Raw genomic sequence first — 17,988 nt, 5'->3', positions numbered from 1 at the left:
AGCCTGAACAGCGCCTGGGTGCTGTCCTCGTCGGTCCGGCGGGGTACTGATATCGCCGGCTTCATCGCCGGGTTGTTCGTGGGAGCGGGCGCCGTCACCTTCGTGCTGGTGGTCGTCGGATCTGTGCTCCGAGCCCCGTTCCCGACGGTGGTTCTGCAGATCCTGGTCGCCACGGCGGCGGTTGTCTTCCTGCTGCGCGAGCTGGATGTGCTCTCCTTCCCGTTACTCCAGAACGCGCGGCTGGTGCCGCAGTTCGTCACCAGGATCCCCTTCTGGGGCGCCGTGCAGTTCGGCGCCGAGATGGGCACGGGAATGCGCACGTACTCTCCGACGGGATTGCCGCACATCATGGCGATCTCGATCATGTTCCTGGCGTCCTGGGAGGAAGCACTCCTGGCGGGCGCCGGCTTCGCGGCGGCACGGGCGTTGATGCTGCTGACCTTCGCCGCCGCACGCGACAGGATGGCGGCCGACACGGCCTTCTCCTTCACCCTCCCCCGGCTGAAGGTGCTGTTCGTCGTGCTCGCCGTTCCCCTCGTGGCGATGATGGTGATCGGATGATCGCCATGGTCGCCCGCTACGCGCTGGGCGTCGTCCTGGTGCTGGCCGTACTCGGGAAGGCGCGTGACTTCACCGCCTTCCGGAGCAGCCTGGTGACCTTCGGGATCCGAGGACGGATGGCCGAGGTGGGCGCCTTCACGGTCGTGACCGTGGAGGCGCTCGCCGCGCTGGCCGCGTTCTCTCCCGTCGCCGACGTGGTCGTGGGCGTGATGGGGACCTGCCTCGGGGCGTCCTTCACCGCGGCGCAGACGTATCTCCTGGTCGTGGGGGAGGAGGCGCCCTGCCTGTGCTTCGGTACCCGGGAGCGGGCGTCGATCCGCACGTGGGCCCGGGCGGCGCTGGTCCTGCTGGCCGGACTGGCGCTGTGGGGTGCCGCGGCCTGAAATCCCACTCAACCTTTCGCCGGTCTTCGTGAGTGTTTAGAGGCAGGCGTCCACGACGGAGGGTTGGGCCGGTGTCAGATGAGGGGTTCCACGAGTTCGTGGCCGCGCGTGGGCTGGCGCTGTCTCGGATGGCCTACCTGCTCACGGGAGACCATGGCCTGGCCGAGGACCTGGTGCAGGAGGCCCTGGTCAAGGTCGCGGCACGATGGCGGAAGGTGTCGCGGGAGGGCGACCCGGAGCCCTACGTCCGCAAGGTCATGATCAATCAGCTGCGTACGTGGCGTCGCCCCCGCCGGCTGGCGTTCTTCCCGACCGCGGACCTTCCCGAGTCCTCGCCGTCCGCGGACGAGTCCGCGCAGGCGGAACTGAAGGTCGCGCTGCTGCGGGCGCTGAGCGTGCTGGGTGCCAAGCAGCGGATCGTGCTCTATCTCAGGTTCTACGAGGATCTCTCCGAAAGCGCGGTCGCCGCTCAGCTGGGATGCTCCATCGGGACGGTGAAACGTCACACGCATGACGCGCTCAAGCGCCTGCGACAGGTGGCTCCCCGACTACTCGAAGCGGAGGTGCGCTCATGAACCAGCCCCTCAGTGAGGCCTATCACCACCTCGACCAGGACGCGCGCGACTATGCCGACGCCGACAAGGCGCTCGTCACCCTGCGCACCCGGCGAACGCGCAGGGCCCTGATCGCCGGGTCGGCCGCCCTCATGATGGTCGTCGGCGGTTTCGCCGCCTTCCAGCAGCGCCTGCCCGATCCTTCGGAGGCCGCGGCGACGGTGGCGTCACCGACGCATGCCGTCGAACCGCCTGCCGAGGCGCCGGCGCTCCCCTCCACCGGCCCCGTCGGGAAGGGCGCCATGGTGTACACCGCCTGCCATTCGACGTGCCCCACCTTCCTGCTGCTCGCAGATGGGCGGCAGTATCTCCTGGGCGAGCGGACCGTCAACCCGCCGGGGAACATCACGCTCTCCCCTGACGGGCGCTGGCTCGGACAACCCGTCAGCGGCGGATACGAGGTCAGGGATCTGCTGGCCGGTGGCGTGCACAGACTCGAACCTCCGGGCGGCGGCGACACGGACAGCGCGTACAGCCCGTGGGCATGGTCCGCGGACTCTCGACGGCTGATCGCCGGCTACCACGCCAGCGGGAACGTCAGCTCGTACGTGACGCTGGAGCTCCCGAGCGGCCGCACCGGCGAGCTCGACCTGCCTCCCCGGCAGGAGCCGGTCGGCCTGCTGCCCTCGGGCGACCCCCTCCTTCTCGACCAGAGCCAGTACGGCGAACTACCGCTCGAGCGGGTCACACTCAAGCACGCGAGCACCGGGCGCACCGTCACCCTGACGTCCGGAGCGGGTGTGCTCGCCGACACGGACCACGGATTGTGGATTCAGGTGAACGGCGAGCGGGTCTTCACTCTGGAGTACTCCGGCGACCGCACCACGGTCCTGGAGTTCGATCTCACAGGCAAGCAGGTGGCTCGCCTGCCACTGCCGGCCGACCAGTTCCCGGTCGGACCGGTGGGCGGCGGCTATGCCGTCATCCGGGTTCCGCAGGACCAGATCAACGGGCGGCAGAAGCTGGAGTCCGTCTCCCCCTCGGGGAGCCGGACGCTGTTCGACGTCCCCGGCCAGGCCGCCGTCGTCCTGCCAGGAGGAGCCCGGCACTAGCGGCACCAGCGCTGTCGGCCGGGCTCGCAGCCAGGGCCCTGCGAGCGGAGGCGGACGGGAATCGAACCCGCCGCGCCGAGATGCTCGGCGCCACCGGTTTTGAAGACCGGGAGGGCCACCAGGCACCCAGTCGCCTCCGCGCGACATCCTAGCGGGCCGCCTCACCCGAGGATCACCCGGTGGGCGTCGTCGACGCGCCGGGTCCGGCCCAGCCCGTCCAGGCGCTGCAGCACCGCGAGCGCCACCCGGCGGGAGGTTCCCATCGCCTGACGGGCCTGGGCGACGGTGAACGGCTGCGCCAGCCCGGCCAGGATGCGCACGGCTTCCTCCAGCGCGCCCGGCAGCAGCACGACCCCCGGCTGCACCCGCAGCAGCGCACCGGCGGCCTCGGCGATGGCCAGCGCCCTGGCGTCCAGGCCCAGCTCGGCCAGCCTGCCCGCATCGGGCGCGGCGAAGGGGGCACCGGCCAGCTCGCGCCGGACGGCGGCGACGGCGCCGCGCAGCCGTTCCGGCAGCACGGGCAGGGCAGCGGCCAGCCGGCCGCGCCGGCGGCGCAGCGACGTCCCGGCGGCGAGCGCGTCGACGAGGGCGCGGTCCGGCAGGCCGAGAGCCTGCCGGACGGCCTCGGGCGTCAGGCCCGGGTCCTCGGGATGCGCCCTGTCATGCTCCTCGACCAGCCGGAGCAGCCGGCCGCGGAGCCCGGCCCAGTGCTCCCCGTCCGCGAGCCAGTCGCCCGCCACAGGCGGACCGGGCGGCGTCGCGCCCATCGCGAGCATGTCGGCGCGCCGCATCAGCCCGCGCCGCCGCAACTCGGCCGCGCCGTCCGGCGCGCCGGTCAGCGTGGCCAGCTCCGCGGCCCGGGCCCGCGCCGCGCCGCGGCGGTCCAGCGCGGGAGGCCGCACGTCCAGCAGCGTCGCCCCGTACACGTCGCGGTTGCCGGGGTCGCGCAGCAGCGCCCGGTCGCCCAGGCGGAGCGGGAGCGGGCGGCTCAGCGTGACGCGAGCGGTGCCGGAGCCCAGCGGCCGGACCCTGGCCGGCACGGCGGCCGAGCCGATGTGCCAGATGAGCTGCCCGGGCATCCTCGCGGCCGCGCCGTCCGCCCGGGCCACCCGCGCCCGCGCGGCCGGCGCATGGGTCTCGTCCAGCCGGACGTCCACCTCGCCGACCTCCGCCCAGCGCTCCGGGTCGAGCAGCGCGTCCCCCCTGCGCAGCCCGGCCGCCGCCCGTCCGCGCAGGTTCACCGCCACCCGCGCCGGCCCGCGGACCTCCTCGTAGGCCACCTGCAGGCTGTGCAGGCCGCGCACCTCGACGAGGTCGCCGGTGCCGGCGATCTCCAGGGTCTGCGCCGTCCTGAGCGTGCCGCGGCCCAGCGTGCCGGTGACGACGACGCCACGCCCGTCCACGGTGAACGCCCGGTCGATCCACAGGCGCACGTCCGCCGACGGGTCGGGGACAGGCAGGGCGGCGGTGAGCCTGCCCAGCGCCGCCCGCAGCTCAGGCAACCCCTGTCCGGTGACCGCGCTGACGGCCACCGCCTCGACCCCGCCCAGGCTCGTACGGCCGAGCCGCTCGGCCGCCTCCGCCAGCACCGGGGCCGGGTCCGCGAGGTCGGCCCGCGTCACCGCCAGTACCCCGTGCCGGACGCCGAGCGTGTCGAGCACCGCCAGGTGCTCCTCGGACTGCACCTGCCAGCCCCCGTCGGCGGCCACCACGAACAGCACGGCGGGGACCGGCCCCACCCCTGCGAGCATGTTCGAGATGAACCGCTCATGGCCGGGCACGTCGACGAAGGCGACGTCCGGGTCGCTGGTCCACACGAACCCCAGATCGATGGTGAGGCCCCGGCGCCGCTCCTCCGCCCAGCGGTCGGGCTCCATCCCGGTCAGGGCGCGCAGCAGGGTGGACTTGCCATGGTCCACGTGCCCGGCGGTCGCGACGACGTGCACGCTCGTGCCCTTCAACTCGTCAGTCCGGCACATGATGGGCCACGGCCAGGACGGCGTTCAGCAACGTCTCGTCGTCGGCCTCCGGAACGGCACGCAGGTCGAGGAGGCATCGCCCGCGCTCCACCCGCCCGAGCACGGGCGGCTCACCACGGCGCAGCACGCCGGCCAGGCGCTCGTCGAGGGCCACGGCCGCGCCCCGCAGCCGCACCCCCGGCGCGCCACCGCCGCCGACCACGCCGGCGCTGTCCACCACCTCGGCCGCGACCGCCTTGTCGCGCAGCCGGGCCGCCAGCTCCCCGGCCCGGCGGCGCAGCCCGGCGGCGTCGGCGTGCAGCGCGTCGAGGGTGGGCGTGCCGGGGCCGCCGACCGTTGCCTCCAGCGCGGCGAGGGTGAGCTTGTCCACCCGCAGCGCCCGCGCCAGCGGGTGGCGCCGCAACTGCTCGACCAGCTCCGCCCGGCCGAAGATCAGCCCACTCTGCGGGCCGCCGAGCAGCTTGTCACCGCTGGTGGTGACCAGGTCGGCGCCCTGGCGCAGCCAGGTGGCCACATCGGGCTCGTCCGGCAGCAGCGGCTCGGGCCGCAGCAGCCCGGAGCCCGCGTCGCCCACGAGCGGGACCCGGTGCCGCCGGCACAGCGCCTCGAGCTCGGCGATCGGGACAGACGCGGTGAAGCCCTCGATGCGGTAGTTGGACGGGTGCACCTTGAGCACCATCCCGGTGTCCGGGCCGATCGCCTCGGCGTAGTCGCGGACCGCGGTGCGATTCGTGGTGCCCACCTCGCGCAGCCGCGCTCCGGTGGCGACGAGCAGGTCGGGCAGGCGGAAGCCGTCGCCGATCTCGATGAGCTCGCCCCGGCTGATGACGATCTCCCGGCCGGCGGCGAACGTGGTGGCCGCCAGGGCGAGGGCGGCTGCGTTGTTGTTGACCACGTGTACGGCCTCGGCCTCGGGTACGGCGGTGGCCAGAGTGGCCAAGGCCGTCCGCCCACGCCTGCCGCGTGCGCCCGTGTCGAGGTCCAGCTCGATGTCGGTGGCGCCGGCGGCCCTGTCCACCGCCTCGCGGGCGGCGGCGGACAGCGGGGCGCGGCCCAGGTTGGTGTGGAGCAGCACGCCGGTGGCGTTGATCACGCGTCGCAGCCCGGAGGCGCTGGCCGGCAGCGCCGCCAGCGCCGCCGGCAGGACCTCCTCCGGCGAGATGGCCCCCTCCCTGGCACGCTGCTGCATGGCGACGACCACGCCCTTGACGCGCTCGGACCCCAGCCGCCGACCAGCCTCGGCCAGTCGTGGGTCGGCGAGCAGCACGTCCGTGCGCGGGATCGACCGACGATGATCCATCATGCACGGAAACCTACCGTTCCTCTGGCATTCCTTTTCCTGTGACCGCTCCCTGACCGTAGGTCACCGGACGGGTAATCCGGAAATCACTCTTTCCCGAATATCGCGCGGCGACTCGTGAGATGCCTCTTGATCACGCTAACACGCCGCTGTAGATTCCCTCACGGATCGCCTCCTGTGCGGTTTTTCCCCTTGGCGTCGCCTCACCTTTTCAGGCCGAGTCCAATTCTTGATGCCTTTTTGTGAAGGGATAACGTTTTGCCATTTTCGCCACGCGTGCCCGGTGTCCGGCGCGTCCGGGCCCTGGCCCTCGGTCTCGCCCTCGCACTCCTCGGAGCTCAGCCGGCCCTGGCCGCCACCGAGCCCCGCTCCGATGTCAACGGCGAACCGGCGGTCACCGGCACCGTGGCCACGGACCTGCAGGTGCCCTGGGGTGTGGCGTTCCTGCCCGGGGGCGAGGCGCTGGTCAGCGAGCGCAACACGGCCCGCATCGTGTCGGTCGTTTCCGGCAGGCCGGTCCGCGAGGTGGGCGTCGTCCCCGGTGTGAACGTCGTCGGCCAGGGCGGACTGATGGGCCTGGCCGTCTCGCCCGCCTTCGCCGTCGACCGCTACGTCTACGCCTACCACACCGGTACGGCCGACCAGCGGATCGTGCGCATGCGCTACACACACGGCCGGCTCGGCACGCCGGAGCCGGTGCTGAGCGGCATCCCCACGGGCACCTCCCATCTCGGCGGGCGGATCGCGTTCGGCCCCGACGGCCACCTCTACGTCGGCACGGGAGACGCCGGCGTCGCGAACCACTCCCAGGACCCGGCCAGCCTCGGCGGCAAGATCCTGCGGATCACGGCCGACGGCGCCCCCGCACCCGGCAACCCCTTCCCCGGCTCGCCCGTCTACTCCCTTGGCCACCGCAACGTGCAGGGCTTCGGGTGGGACTCACGCGGGCGCCTGTGGGCGTCGGAGTTCGGCCAGGCCACCTGGGACGAGCTCAACCTCATCACCCCGGGCGCCAACTACGGCTGGCCGGTCGTGGAAGGCCAGACCGGCACGCCCGGCTACGTCGACCCGCTGTGGCAGTGGGCTCCCGCCGAGGCGTCCCCCAGCGGGCTCGCCATCGCCCGCGACGTCATCTACATCGCGGGCCTGCGCGGCCAGCGGCTGTGGCGCATCCCCCTCCAGGGTGACGGCATCGGCACTCCCGCCGCGTTCCTGACCGGCGAGTACGGCAGGCTGCGCACCGTCGTCCGCTCCCCTGACGGCTGCCTGTGGCTGACCACGAGCAACCGCGACCAGCTCGGCACGCCGGGGCCCGGCGACGACAAGATCCTCAAGGTGAAGGCGTGACCCCCGAGCTCGCGACGGTGATCGCCGATGTCGTGACACCGGCCGCGACCGAGGTCGACCGGAGCGGCGTCTTCCCCCGCGCGGGCATCGAGGCGCTGGGCAAGGCCGGCCTGCTCGGCCTGACCAGCGCCACCGAGGTGGGCGGCGCGGGGCAGGGCCTGGCCGCCGCGGCCGAGGCCGTCACGGCTCTGGCCTCGGCCTGCGGATCCACCGCCATGGTCACCCTCATGCACTACGCGGCCGCCGCCGTGATCGAGGCACACGGCCCCGACGAGGTCCGCCGCGCCATCGCCCGCGGCGAGTACCTGGTCACGCTCGCCTTCTCGGAGACCGGCTCGCGCAGCCACTTCTGGGCGCCGCTCTCCACGGCCACCGAGCACGGGGGCGAAGTCCGGCTCGAAGCCCGGAAGAGCTTCGTCACCGCGGCGGGAGAGGCCGACGGGTACGTGTGGTCCAGCCGCCCCCTGGCGGCCTCCGGGCCGATGACGCTCTGGCTGGTGCCCGGCGGCGCGGCAGGGCTGTCGGTCAGCGGCGCGTTCGACGGGCTGGGCCTGCGCGGCAACGCCTCCAGCCCGATGACCGCCGACAGCGTGCGGCCCGAGACCATGCTGGGCGCCGACGGCGCCGGGCTCGACATCGCGCTGGGCGCCGCGCTGCCCACGTTCCTCGTGCTCAACGCGGCGTTCTCGCTGGGCGTCATCGACGCGCTCGTCGGCGGAGCCCGCGCGCACGTCGTCCGGACCCGGCTGGAACACCTCGGGCAGAGCCTGGCCGAGCAACCCGGCGCCCGGTCGGCGTTCGCCCGGCTCGCCGCCCGGCGCGACCAGGTGCGCGTCTTCCTGGGCGACGTCCTGGCCGCGCTGGAGGGCGGCAGGGACGACGCGATGCTCCGCGTGCTGCAGGTCAAGGCCGTCGCCGCCGAGGCGGCCGTCGAGATCGCCGACGAGGTCATGCGGCTGTGCGGCGGCTCGGCGCTGCGCCGCGACGCGGGCGTCGAACGACACTTCCGCGACGCGCTCGCGGCCCGGGTGATGGCCCCCACCACCGAGGCGCTGCACGACTTCGCCGGCCGGCTCGCCTTCGGCCTGCCGCTCTTCGACGGGAGCGGTTCGTGACGCTCCTGATGGGGGCCGTGGCCTACGACGCCAAGGTGGTGACCATCTGGTCGGGGTTCCGCGCCTGGTTGCGGCGGCATGGCCTGCCGTTCGACTTCGTGCTGTACTCCCACTACGAGCGCCAGGTCGAGGACCTGATCGCCGGGCGGATCCACGCCGCCTGGAACTCCCCGCTGGCCTGGGTGCGGGCGCGGCGGCTGGGCGAAGCCCGCGGTGAGCCGGTGCGCCCGCTGGTGATGCGGGACACCGACTGCGACCTGCGGTCGGTTGTGGTGGTCCGCGCCGACTCGGGCATCGACACGGTCGCCGATCTGAAGGGCGAGGCCGTGGGCGCCGGAGCGGTCGACTCCCCGCAGGCCACCCTGCTGCCGCTGCGCCACCTGCGCGAGCTGGGCGCCGCGGTCGAGGCGAGACTCTTCCAGGTGGGCGTCGGGCTGCACGGCGACCACGTCGGCGGCGAGCGGGACGCGGCGCGGGCGCTGCTGGCCGGCGAGGTGGCCGCGGCCTGCGTGCTCGACGCCAACCACCTGCTCTTCACCCAGGAAGGCACCCTGCCCGCCGGTTCCACCCGGATCCTCACCATGACCGACCCCTACGACCACTGCAACATGACGATCGCGACGAGCGCTCCCAGTGACCTGGTCGAGGAGTTCGGCGCGCTGCTGACCGGCATGTCCTACGCCGACCCCGAGGTGCGGCCCCTTCTCGACCTGGAAGGGCTCACGGAGTGGCGGCCGGGCCGCGCGACCGGGTACGCGGCGCTCGAGGCCGCCGTGGACGCGACCGGGTTCTACGACGCGTCCGGACGGGTCACCGCCACGGCCTACGACCCGTGACCCCGCGTATCACCGATCTGGCGGGCATCGGATTCGACCAGGGAGCCCAGGTCATCCTGCGCAGGGAACTCGCGCTGCTCCCGCCCGGCGGCCGGCTCGGCGTCACCGGAACCCACGACGCCCTCGTCGTCCACCTCGCCGCCTGGTGCCGCCGGGAGGGCCACGCGCTCACGGTCCCGCCGGACGGCGACCCGGTAGAGCCAGGCACGCCGGGCGGGCCCGTGCGCGCCTGGATCGTCCCCGGCCCCGCCACCCGCATGCGGTGGGCCGGCGGGGAAAGGGCCGGCGGCGTGGACCCCTCCCAGGTGGTGTCCCGCCCGGCCGCGCACTGGGGGCTGGCCGCCCGCGGCGCTCTGGTCGAGCCCGGCGGGCCTCCCGCGCCGTTCGACCTCGACCGCAAGGAGGTCGTCTGGGCCGACCTCGCACCCGCCCTGTACGCGCAGGCCGCGGCGCGGCAGTGGGACCCGGCCACCGCGATCGAATGGGACTGCGTCTTCGAACTGCCCGCCGAGGTCGAGGCGGCCGTCGTCCAGGTGATGACCTACCTGGTGGAGAACGAGCAGGCCGCCCTGGTCGTCCCGGCGCGGCTGCTGGCCCGGGTCCACCCGCACTTCCGCGAGGTGACGCAGCTGCTCGCCGTCCAGGCGGCCGACGAGGCCCGGCACATCGAGGTGTTCACCCGGCGCGCCACGCTGCGTGGCGAGGAGTTGGGCACCTCGTCGGCCGGCGGGCGCGCCTCGCTGACGTCCCTGCTGGCCGAGCCGGACTTCTCGCTGGCGTCGTTCCTGCTCTCCGTGCTGGGCGAGGGCACGTTCCTCAACCTGCTGTCGTTCCTCGGCCGGTACGCGCCGGACCCGGTCACCCGCCGCATCGCGGCGCTGGCACACCAGGACGAGGCCCGTCACGTCGCGTTCGGCGTCGCCCATCTCGCGGAGCAGTCCCGGCGCGATCCCGCTTTCCGTGGCAGGCTCAGAGGAGCGATCGAGCGCCGCCACGACGTGCTGGCAGACACCGCCGGTATCAACGAGGACGTGCTGGACGCGCTGACGCTGCTGGCCGCAGGCTCCTGGTCTCCGCGGGCCATCGCCGACGGGCACGCGGCCGTCCAGCGGCTGCAGGCCGAGATGTTCGACGGCCGCCGCAACCGCCTTGTCCGCCTGGGCTTCCCGGCGGACGAGGCGACCGAGCTGTCTGCCTTGCACACACGTAACTTCATGTGAACGGGGGTCCACGATGCGGCTGACGCAGTACGCGCAGGGCGGCGGGTGCGCCTGCAAGATCCCGCCCGGGGAACTGGAGGAGGTACTCGCCGGCCTCGGCGCGCCCTCCCCACGCGGAGCCGCCGGCGAACTGCTGGTGGGCCTGGAGACCGGCGACGACGCGGCCGTGGTGCGGATCGAGCACGGCACGGCCGTGGTGGCCACCGCCGACTTCTTCACCCCTGTGGTGGACGACCCCTACGACTGGGGCCGGATCGCGGCGGCCAACGCGCTCTCCGACGTGTACGCGATGGGCGGCCGGCCGCTGATCGGGGTCAACCTGCTCAGCTGGCCCCGAGACGTCCTGCCGTACGAGATCGCCCGCGAGGTGCTGCGCGGTGGCGCGGCCGTCGCGGCCGAGGCCGGATGCCACCTGGCGGGCGGGCACACCGTCAACGACCCCGAACCCAAGTACGGCATGGCGGTGACCGGGATCGCCGACCCGGAGCGGCTGCTGCGCAACGACGCAGGGGAGGAGGGCCGGCCCCTCACGCTGACCAAGCCGCTCGGCCTCGGCGTGCTGAACAACCGGCACAAGGCGACGGGAGAGGTGTTCGCGGAGGCCGTCGAGGTCATGGTGCGGCTCAACGCCGAAGCCGGCCGGGCGGCGGTCGACGCGGGCCTGCGCTGTGCCACGGACGTCACCGGGTTCGGGCTGCTCGGTCACCTGTACAAGCTGGCGCGGGCATCCGGGGTGTCGGCGGTGGTCGACGTCGCCGCGGTACCGTACCTGGCGGGGGCCCGCGAAGCCGTACGCGACGGCTACGTGCCGGGGGGAACACGCCGCAACCTCGACTGGGTCACCCCGCACACCGACTTCGGCCGCGCGGACGAGGCGACCCGGCTGCTCCTGGCCGACGCGCAGACGTCGGGCGGCCTCCTGCTCGCCGGCGAGATCCCGGGCCACCCGGTGATCGGAGAGCTCGTGCCGAGGGCCGAGAGCGTCCTCATCCTGCGCTGAGTCCGGCGGAGCGGTCCACCCGCACGTACCGATCCCCGTGGCTCACTCTCGGTCAGCGGCGGCGCCGTCGTCCTCGCCCGGGTGCGGCGCGGGCCGTTCCTCCTCGTCGAACAGTGCCGCCTCGATCCTGGCCAGGGCCAATACCATGCCCAGAGCCGCCGCGGGCACCAGCACGAGCGCTACGAACGCCACGGTCAGCATGGGCGCACCTCCTCCGTGCCGAGTCGTCCGCACCTGGAGCCTTACCCGGATAAAAGGGACTTTGTCGTACAGTTCGGTAGATATCCCCCAAGCGGAGTGAAGGGCGCCGGGACAGGTCGCCCGTCCGGGGCGGGCACAATGGGAGCATGTCGCCTCGCGCTCCCGCCGCCGGCTGCCCGTGCGGCCTGCCCGCCCCCTACCCCGAGTGCTGCGGTCGCTTCCATCGCGGCCAGGGCTCGGCGCCCACGGCGGAGCTGCTCATGCGATCCCGGTTCAGCGCCTTCGCCGTCGGCGACGAGGCCTACCTGCTGCGCACCTGGCATCCCGCCGGCCGCCCGGCCCGCCTCGATCTCGACCCGCAGGTGCGCTGGGTGCGTCTGGAGATCCTCCAGGCGGGCGGCGGCAGCGTCGTGCACACCGAGGGGACGGTCCGCTTCCGCGCCCACTACGTCGAGCGGGGCAGAGCCGGGCAGATGGAGGAACACAGCCGCTTCGCCCGCGTGGACGGCCGCTGGGTCTACGCGGGCGCCCTGCCCGCACCCGCCTGACGCCCCCTGCCGCTGACGTCCGCCGGGGGCGGGGGTGGTGCCGGGCTGGGCGGGGTGGGGTCAGCGGGGGCCGGTCATGCGGACGTCGCCCTTCGCGGACAGGGTGAACACCTGCCAGTTGTAGTAGGCGTAGTAGACACGGGCGTCGCGCCGGATCGCGCGGGCGTGGGCCAGCACGGCGTCGACGTAGCGCGTGTCGTGGTTGTAGGCGAACACCGCGCGCCGGTAGTCGCGGGGCGCGCCCGAGGCCTTGAGGTAGTTGGCGGCGGCCAGGATCGCGTCGCGGGCGTCGTGGACGTTCCCTCCCAGGCCGTAGGCACTCCACGTGCCGGGCATGAACTGCATCGGACCCTGGGCGCCGGACGAGCTGGCCGAGCGGACCCGGCCGAACTTGGTCTCCACCAGCATGATCGCGGCGAGCACCTCCCACTCGACGCCGAACCGCTTCTCCGCGCGCGTCATGTAGCCGCGCAGCCGCTCGGCGGGCAGCGGCTCGGCCAGGCGCATGCGCTTGCGCTGGGCGGCGGTGATGGGACGGGCCATGGACAGCAGCTTGCCGACGGCGGTGACGTTGTCGCGGGCCTGTGCGGCGGTCGCCGCGGGCAACTTCTTGATCGTCCGCTGGGCGAGCATGGCGTCCCGGGCCATCGCGCGGTAGACGCGCTGGTGGTGCAGGGCGAGCAGGACGACCTGCTGAGGCGGCTGCTCGGCCGAGGACGCGCGCCAGGCGTCGACGGCCCGGCCGAGCGCGGTCGTGGTCTCGTGCAGGGCGGCGGCGAGCCGGGCGGGGTCGGTCGGGATGCGGGCGTCGGGCGCGGGCGCGTCCCCGGGCGCGCCCGCCGCCGCGGCTCCTTCGGACGCCCCAGCTCCCTCGGACGCCGTGGAAGCGGCGGGTGGGGCGCCCGGCGTGGGGGAGGAGGGTGCGGCAGCGGTGCGCGGGTCGCCGGACACGGGTCGCCGGGCGGCCGCCGAGTCGCCCGTCACCCCACCCGCCACGCCGCCGCACGCGGCCAGGGCGGCGACGAGCGGTGCCGCGATCATGCCGTGGGCCAGTCTCATGACCCACCACCGTAGCGCCGGCTCCGCAGGGAGGGGTGCCCGTACACGCCCGTGCCGTCGTCCGGGCCGCATGTCGTAGCGCCGTAGGCCCCATGTCGCCGCGCGCGTCCGTGTCGCCGTACGCCCTATCGATGTGACTTGAATCACAGTGCGACCCTGTTCACAATCATGTAACCGATTACATACCCTCATGAAACCGATTACATGGAGGTCAGGTGGCTCGCATCAAGGACGTCGCCGCGCAGGCGGGCGTGTCCGTCGCGACGGTCTCCCGGGTGCTCAACGACAACCCCTCGGTCACCGAGGAGACGCGCAACCGGGTGCACGACGCCATGGCCACGCTCAACTACCGCCCCAACGCGGTCGCCCGGTCCCTGCGCACCGAGGCCACCAGGACGCTCGGGCTGATCATCGGCGACATCCTCAACCCGTTCTTCGCCGAGCTGGCGCGCGCCGTGGAGGACGAGGCGCGCGAGGCCGGCTACACCGTCGTCATCGGCAACGCCGACGAACGGGCCGACCAGCAGGACCACTACGTGCGCACCCTGATGGAACAGCGGGTCGACGGACTGATCATCTGCCCCACCGCCGAGGTGACGCCGCTGGTGGAGGAGGTCAGCAAGGGGCAGCGGCCGCTGGTCTTCCTGGACCGGACGCTGACCGGGATCGACGTCCCGTCCGTGCGGGCCGACGGCGCCGCGGCCATCACCGAGCTCGTCGCCCACCTGCGCGCCCTCGGGCACCGGCGGGTCGCCTTCGTCTCCGGGCCCGGCACCCTGTCCACCGGCCGCGAGCGGACCGCGGCCTTCCTGCGCGCGGCGGCCGACCACGGCCTGCGGGTGCCCGCGGAGTACGTGCGGGTCGGCGACTTCCGCGCCGGCAGCGGCCAGCGGATCACCGCCGAGCTCCTCGACCTGCCCGAGCCGCCGCAGGCGATCTTCCTGGGCGACAACCTCATGGCTCTGGGCGCCCTCGACGAGATCCGCAGGCGCGGGCTCGACATCCCCGGCGACGTCGCGGTGGCCTCGTTCGACGACGTCCCGTGGTTCAACCACATCCAGCCGCGCATCACCGCGATCAGCCAGCCCACCGCCGAGTTGGGCCGGCTCGCGGTCCGGGTGATTCTCGACGCGCTGCGGGGCAAAACCGCCGAGTCGGTCGTGTTGCCGGCGGCGCTCGTGATCCGCGAGTCGTGCGGAGAGGCCCGGGCGGCGGTGGAGGCGCGCCAGTCGGACGGGGAGGACCGGGCGGCGGCGGAGGTGCGCCAGTCGGACGGACGGCGAAAGGAGGCCGGCTCGTGAGCCAGGCACGGGAGATCCTGCGCGTGGAGAAGCTCGGCAAGAGGTTCCCCGGCGTGGTGGCACTGGACGGTGTCGACTTCGACCTGCGCGAGGGCGAGGTCCACGTCCTGCTCGGCGAGAACGGCGCCGGCAAGAGCACCCTCATCAAGATGCTCTCCGGCGCCTACCAGCCGGACGCCGGGCGCATCCTCGTCGACGGCGAGCCCGTCGAGATCCGCACGGCGAGCGACGCCCAGCGGCTCGGCATCGCCACGATCTACCAGGAATTCAACCTGGTCCCCCAGCTCACCGTCGGCGAGAACCTGGCCCTGGGCCGCCCGCCCAGGAGGTTCGGGCTCGTCGACACGCGGCGGATGCACGAGCAGGCGCGCGGCATGCTCGACCTGGTCGGGGTCGACGTCGACCCGCACACCCGCGTCGCCGACCTGGGCATCGCGCAGATGCAGATGCTGGAGATCGCCAAGGCGCTCGCCCTGAACGCCCGCGTCCTCATCATGGACGAGCCCACGGCGGTGCTCACCACCACCGAGGTCGAGCGGCTGTTCGGCCTGGTCAGGCAGCTCCGCGAGCGGGGCGTGGCCATCGTGTTCATCACCCACCACCTGGAGGAGATCGTCCAGATCGGCGACCGGGTGACGGTGCTGCGCGACGGCCGCTCCGTCGAGCAGGTGCCGGCGAGCACGTCCGAGGAGGAGCTCATCCGCCTCATGGTCGGCCGGCCCATCGACCAGCAGTTCCCGCGCCAGGCCCAGCGGGCCGGCGAGCCGCTGCTCCAGGTCGAGGGGCTCAGCCGCGCCGGCGCGTTCGCCGATGTGTCCTTCGAGGTGCGCGCCGGCGAGGTCGTCGGTCTGGCCGGGCTGGTCGGCGCGGGCCGCACCGAGGTGGCCCGCGCGGTGTTCGGCGCCGACCCGTACGACTCCGGCGAGGTGCTGGTGCGCGGGCGGCGGCTGCCCGCCGGAGACGTGCGCGCCGCCATGGAGGCCGGGCTCGGCCTGGTCCCGGAGGACCGGAAGGGCCAGGGGCTGGTGCTGGGCGCCGACATCGCCGAGAACCTCGGTCTGGTGACCCTGCGCCGCGCCACCCACGGCGGATTCGTCGACCGCGGCGGCCAGCGCGAGGCGGCCGGGCGGGTCGCCGAACAGCTCGGGGTGCGCATGAGCCATCTCGGCCAGGAGGTGCGCACCCTGTCGGGCGGCAACCAGCAGAAGATCGTGATCGGCAAGTGGCTGCTCGCCGACGCACACGTGCTCATTCTCGACGAGCCCACGCGCGGCATCGACGTCGGCGCCAAGGTCGAGATCTACCAGTTGATCAATTCGCTCACCGCCTCCGGACACGCGGTGCTCATGATCTCCAGCGATCTGCCCGAGATCCTCGGGATGAGCGACCGCGTCCTCGTCATGGCCAGAGGCAGGCTCGTCGGCGAGCTGGAGGCCGCCGAGGCGACCCAGGACTCCGTGATGGCGCTGGCCGTCACCGAGGTGGAGGATGCTCGTGTCCACTAACGTGCTGACCAGGCGGCCGGCGGCGAGGAGCCTGCTGGCCGAGAACGGCTCGCTCGCGGCGCTCGTGGTGCTGATCGTGGCGCTGTCGCTGATGTCCGGCGACTTCCTGACCGTCACCAACCTGCTCAACGTCGGCGTCCAGGCGGCCGTCACCGCGATCCTCGCGTTCGGCTCCACGTTCGTCATCATCACCGGCGGCATCGACCTGTCCGTCGGCGCCGTCGCCGCGCTGTCGGCGATGGTGCTGGCCTGGACGGCCGCCGACACCGGGCTGCCCTGGCCGGTCGCCACGGTCGTGGCGCTCGCCGTCGGCGTGGTGTGCGGGCTGGTCAACGCCGTGCTCATCGCCTACGGCAAGCTGCCGCCGTTCATCGCCACGCTGGCCATGCTCGGCGTGGCGCGCGGGCTGGCGCTGGTGGTGTCGCAGGGCAGCCCCATCGAGATGCCCGAGCAGGTCTCCCACCTCGGCGACACCATCGGCGGCTACCTGCCGGTGCCGGTGCTGGTGATGGCGCTCATGGGCGTGATCGCCGCCGTCGTGCTCAACCGCACGTACACCGGCCGCGCGATGTACGCCATCGGCGGCAACGAGGAGGCGGCCCGGCTGTCCGGCATCGCCGTCGGCAGGCAGAAGCTGATCACCTACGCCCTGTCCGGTGTGTTCGCCGCGGTGGCGGGCATCGTCCTGGCCAGCAGGCTCGCCTCGGCCCAGCCGCAGGCGGCGGCCGGCTACGAGTTGGACGCGATCGCCGCCGTCGTCATCGGCGGCGCCAGCCTGTCGGGAGGCAAGGGCAGGGCGCTGGGCACGCTCGTCGGCGCGCTCATCCTGGCCGTGCTGCGCAACGGGCTCAACCTGCTGTCGGTGTCGGCCTTCTGGCAGCAGGTCGTGATCGGCGTGGTGATCGCGCTGGCGGTCCTGCTCGACACGCTCCGCCGCCGCGGCGGCCGCTGACCTCTCCATGACCATCACGTTCCTGACACACAAAGCGAGGTAACCATCATGCGATTCCACGCCCTGGCCGCGTTCGGCGCGGTCCTGACACTCGGCCTGGCCGCCTGCGGCTCCTCCGGCACGGACTCGGCCGGTTCCGGCGGGACCACGGCCGGAGGTGACGTCAAGATCGGCATGTCGATCTCCACGCTGAACAACCCGTACTTCGTCCAGCTGCGCGACGGCGCCCAAGCGGAGGCCAAGAAGCTCGGCGCCACGCTGACCGTCACCGACGCGCAGAACGACGCCTCCCAGCAGGTGAACCAGGTGCAGAACTTCACCAGCCAGAGCATGAAGGCGATCATCATCAACCCGGTCGACTCCGACGCCGCGGCGCCGGCGGTCAAGGTGGCGGAACGTTCCAACATCCCCGTCATCGCCGTCGACCGCGGTGTCAACGGCGCCAAGGTCGCCCAGACGGTCGCCTCCGACAACGTCGCCGGCGGCAAGCTGGCCGCCGAGCAGCTCGCCAAGGAGATCGGCGAGAAGGGCGAGGTCGTGATCCTGCAGGGCGTGGCCGGCACCTCCGCCTCGCGTGACCGGGGGCAGGGCTTCACCGAGGGCATCAAGGCGTACCCGAACATCAAGGTCGTCGCCCAGCAGCCCGCGGACTTCGACCGCACCAAGGGCCTGGACGTCATGACGAACCTGCTCCAGTCGCACCCCGGCATCACCGGCGTGTTCGCCGAGAACGACGAGATGGCGCTCGGCGCGATCAAGGCGCTCGGCGCCAAGGCCGGTAAGGAGGTCAAGGTGGTCGGCTTCGACGGCACGCCCGACGGCCTCAAGGCGATCGAGGCGGGCACGCTGGCGGCCAGCATCGCCCAGCAGCCGGCCCTCCTCGGTCAGCAGGCCGTGCAGAACGCGGTCAAGGCCGCGAACGGCGAGCAGCTCCCGGCCACCCTCGACGTGCCGGTGAAGGTCGCCACCAAGGACAACCTCTCCGAGTTCGCCGGGTCGTGAGCACCGTGGGCCG

18 protein-coding genes and 1 tRNA gene are annotated in these 17,988 nt (G+C 73.2%); 14 read left to right on the top strand and 5 right to left on the bottom strand.

Going from position 1 to position 17,988, the window contains the following annotated elements; genetic code table 11:
• Positions 1 to 18 precede the first annotated feature (18 nt).
• The 4 genes from FHU36_RS22780 to FHU36_RS22765 are packed head-to-tail and all read left to right on the top strand — an operon-like array spanning position 19 to position 2,610.
• Entirely contained in the window at positions 19 to 561 is a 543-nt protein-coding gene (locus FHU36_RS22780) for a hypothetical protein (RefSeq protein WP_185085936.1), read from the top strand.
• Complete coding sequence (locus FHU36_RS22775; protein ID WP_185085935.1) at positions 558 to 944, top strand: MauE/DoxX family redox-associated membrane protein; 387 nt, start codon at positions 558 to 560, stop codon at positions 942 to 944. The genes FHU36_RS22780 and FHU36_RS22775 overlap by 4 nt, the downstream gene beginning before the upstream one ends.
• 32 nt (positions 945 to 976) lie before the next feature.
• A complete protein-coding gene (locus FHU36_RS22770) occupies positions 977 to 1,519 on the top strand; it encodes a SigE family RNA polymerase sigma factor (protein ID WP_312891747.1) in 543 nt (180 codons plus the stop codon).
• Complete coding sequence (locus FHU36_RS22765) at positions 1,516 to 2,610, top strand: hypothetical protein (protein ID WP_185085933.1); 1,095 nt, start codon at positions 1,516 to 1,518, stop codon at positions 2,608 to 2,610. The genes FHU36_RS22770 and FHU36_RS22765 overlap by 4 nt, the downstream gene beginning before the upstream one ends.
• Before the next feature lie 45 nt (positions 2,611 to 2,655).
• On the opposite strand, the gene FHU36_RS22760 is transcribed toward FHU36_RS22765, so the two are convergent.
• From FHU36_RS22760 to selA, 3 genes are all read right to left on the bottom strand, one after another.
• Positions 2,656 to 2,748 (bottom strand) — tRNA-Sec (locus FHU36_RS22760).
• 23 nt (positions 2,749 to 2,771) lie between these two features.
• Positions 2,772 to 4,571 (bottom strand): selenocysteine-specific translation elongation factor, encoded by a 1,800-nt coding sequence (locus tag FHU36_RS22755; RefSeq protein WP_246502538.1) that lies wholly within the window; start codon positions 4,569 to 4,571, stop codon positions 2,772 to 2,774.
• A 4-nt stretch (positions 4,572 to 4,575) separates the two neighbouring features.
• Positions 4,576 to 5,892: an L-seryl-tRNA(Sec) selenium transferase gene (selA, locus tag FHU36_RS22750; protein ID WP_185085932.1), complete on the bottom strand. Its 1,317-nt coding sequence runs from the start codon at positions 5,890 to 5,892 to the stop codon at positions 4,576 to 4,578.
• 273 nt (positions 5,893 to 6,165) lie between these two features.
• On the opposite strand from selA, the gene FHU36_RS22745 reads away from it, so the two are divergent.
• The 5 genes from FHU36_RS22745 to selD are packed head-to-tail and all read left to right on the top strand — an operon-like array spanning position 6,166 to position 11,407.
• The gene (locus tag FHU36_RS22745; protein ID WP_185085931.1) at positions 6,166 to 7,236 is read left to right on the top strand and encodes a PQQ-dependent sugar dehydrogenase; all 1,071 of its coding nucleotides are present in this window, start codon (positions 6,166 to 6,168) and stop codon (positions 7,234 to 7,236) included.
• Complete coding sequence (locus FHU36_RS22740; protein WP_221496531.1) at positions 7,233 to 8,351, top strand: acyl-CoA dehydrogenase family protein; 1,119 nt, start codon at positions 7,233 to 7,235, stop codon at positions 8,349 to 8,351. The genes FHU36_RS22745 and FHU36_RS22740 overlap by 4 nt, the downstream gene beginning before the upstream one ends.
• The gene (locus FHU36_RS22735; protein WP_221496530.1) at positions 8,348 to 9,187 is read left to right on the top strand and encodes a phosphate/phosphite/phosphonate ABC transporter substrate-binding protein; all 840 of its coding nucleotides are present in this window, start codon (positions 8,348 to 8,350) and stop codon (positions 9,185 to 9,187) included. Before FHU36_RS22740 ends, FHU36_RS22735 begins: the two co-directional genes overlap by 4 nt.
• Positions 9,184 to 10,407: a ferritin-like domain-containing protein gene (locus tag FHU36_RS22730; protein ID WP_185085930.1), complete on the top strand. Its 1,224-nt coding sequence runs from the start codon at positions 9,184 to 9,186 to the stop codon at positions 10,405 to 10,407. Before FHU36_RS22735 ends, FHU36_RS22730 begins: the two co-directional genes overlap by 4 nt.
• A 13-nt stretch (positions 10,408 to 10,420) precedes the next feature.
• Positions 10,421 to 11,407 (top strand): selenide, water dikinase SelD, encoded by a 987-nt coding sequence (gene selD, locus FHU36_RS22725; protein ID WP_185085929.1) that lies wholly within the window; start codon positions 10,421 to 10,423, stop codon positions 11,405 to 11,407.
• 42 nt (positions 11,408 to 11,449) lie between these two features.
• Here the strand turns inward: selD and FHU36_RS22720 are convergent, their stop codons facing one another.
• Positions 11,450 to 11,599 carry a hypothetical protein gene (locus FHU36_RS22720; protein WP_185085928.1) on the bottom strand — a complete coding sequence of 50 codons (150 nt, stop codon included), beginning with the start codon at positions 11,597 to 11,599 and terminating at the stop codon, positions 11,450 to 11,452.
• A gap of 155 nt (positions 11,600 to 11,754) precedes the next feature.
• On the opposite strand from FHU36_RS22720, the gene FHU36_RS22715 reads away from it, so the two are divergent.
• Positions 11,755 to 12,156, top strand: coding sequence for a YchJ family protein (locus FHU36_RS22715; protein ID WP_185085927.1), 402 nt, complete (start codon positions 11,755 to 11,757; stop codon positions 12,154 to 12,156).
• Positions 12,157 to 12,216: 60 nt separating this feature from the next.
• Here the strand turns inward: FHU36_RS22715 and FHU36_RS22710 are convergent, their stop codons facing one another.
• Complete coding sequence (locus tag FHU36_RS22710; protein ID WP_185085926.1) at positions 12,217 to 13,215, bottom strand: lytic transglycosylase domain-containing protein; 999 nt, start codon at positions 13,213 to 13,215, stop codon at positions 12,217 to 12,219.
• Between the two features lie 215 nt (positions 13,216 to 13,430).
• On the opposite strand from FHU36_RS22710, the gene FHU36_RS22705 reads away from it, so the two are divergent.
• The 4 genes from FHU36_RS22705 to FHU36_RS46485 are packed head-to-tail and all read left to right on the top strand — an operon-like array spanning position 13,431 to position 17,975.
• Complete coding sequence (locus FHU36_RS22705) at positions 13,431 to 14,516, top strand: LacI family DNA-binding transcriptional regulator (protein WP_185085925.1); 1,086 nt, start codon at positions 13,431 to 13,433, stop codon at positions 14,514 to 14,516.
• The gene (locus tag FHU36_RS22700) at positions 14,513 to 16,021 is read left to right on the top strand and encodes a sugar ABC transporter ATP-binding protein (RefSeq protein WP_185085924.1); all 1,509 of its coding nucleotides are present in this window, start codon (positions 14,513 to 14,515) and stop codon (positions 16,019 to 16,021) included. Before FHU36_RS22705 ends, FHU36_RS22700 begins: the two co-directional genes overlap by 4 nt.
• Positions 16,005 to 16,973 carry an ABC transporter permease gene (locus FHU36_RS46490; protein WP_312891746.1) on the top strand — a complete coding sequence of 323 codons (969 nt, stop codon included), beginning with the start codon at positions 16,005 to 16,007 and terminating at the stop codon, positions 16,971 to 16,973. Before FHU36_RS22700 ends, FHU36_RS46490 begins: the two co-directional genes overlap by 17 nt.
• A gap of 48 nt (positions 16,974 to 17,021) precedes the next feature.
• Positions 17,022 to 17,975: a D-ribose ABC transporter substrate-binding protein gene (locus tag FHU36_RS46485; protein ID WP_312891745.1), complete on the top strand. Its 954-nt coding sequence runs from the start codon at positions 17,022 to 17,024 to the stop codon at positions 17,973 to 17,975.
• The last annotated feature ends 13 nt before the right edge of the window (positions 17,976 to 17,988 follow it).

Origin of the sequence: Nonomuraea muscovyensis (assembly GCF_014207745.1) — a bacterium.
In the GTDB taxonomy this organism is placed as follows: Bacteria; Actinomycetota; Actinomycetes; order Streptosporangiales; family Streptosporangiaceae; genus Nonomuraea; species Nonomuraea muscovyensis.
Note: the sequence above shows the minus strand (reverse complement) of the source record. Positions and strands in the feature narration are given on the sequence as shown.

Coding starts and splice junctions, on each gene's coding strand:
- selD (WP_185085929.1), top strand. CDS start 10,421: ATGCGGCTGACGCAGTACGCGCAGGGCGGCGGGTGCGCCTGCAAGATC.
- FHU36_RS22715 (WP_185085927.1), top strand. CDS start 11,755: ATGTCGCCTCGCGCTCCCGCCGCCGGCTGCCCGTGCGGCCTGCCCGCC.
- FHU36_RS22765 (WP_185085933.1), top strand. CDS start 1,516: ATGAACCAGCCCCTCAGTGAGGCCTATCACCACCTCGACCAGGACGCG.
- FHU36_RS22775 (WP_185085935.1), top strand. CDS start 558: ATGATCGCCATGGTCGCCCGCTACGCGCTGGGCGTCGTCCTGGTGCTG.
- FHU36_RS46490 (WP_312891746.1), top strand. CDS start 16,005: ATGCTCGTGTCCACTAACGTGCTGACCAGGCGGCCGGCGGCGAGGAGC.
- FHU36_RS46485 (WP_312891745.1), top strand. CDS start 17,022: ATGCGATTCCACGCCCTGGCCGCGTTCGGCGCGGTCCTGACACTCGGC.
- selA (WP_185085932.1), bottom strand. CDS start 5,892: ATGATGGATCATCGTCGGTCGATCCCGCGCACGGACGTGCTGCTCGCC.
- FHU36_RS22710 (WP_185085926.1), bottom strand. CDS start 13,215: ATGAGACTGGCCCACGGCATGATCGCGGCACCGCTCGTCGCCGCCCTG.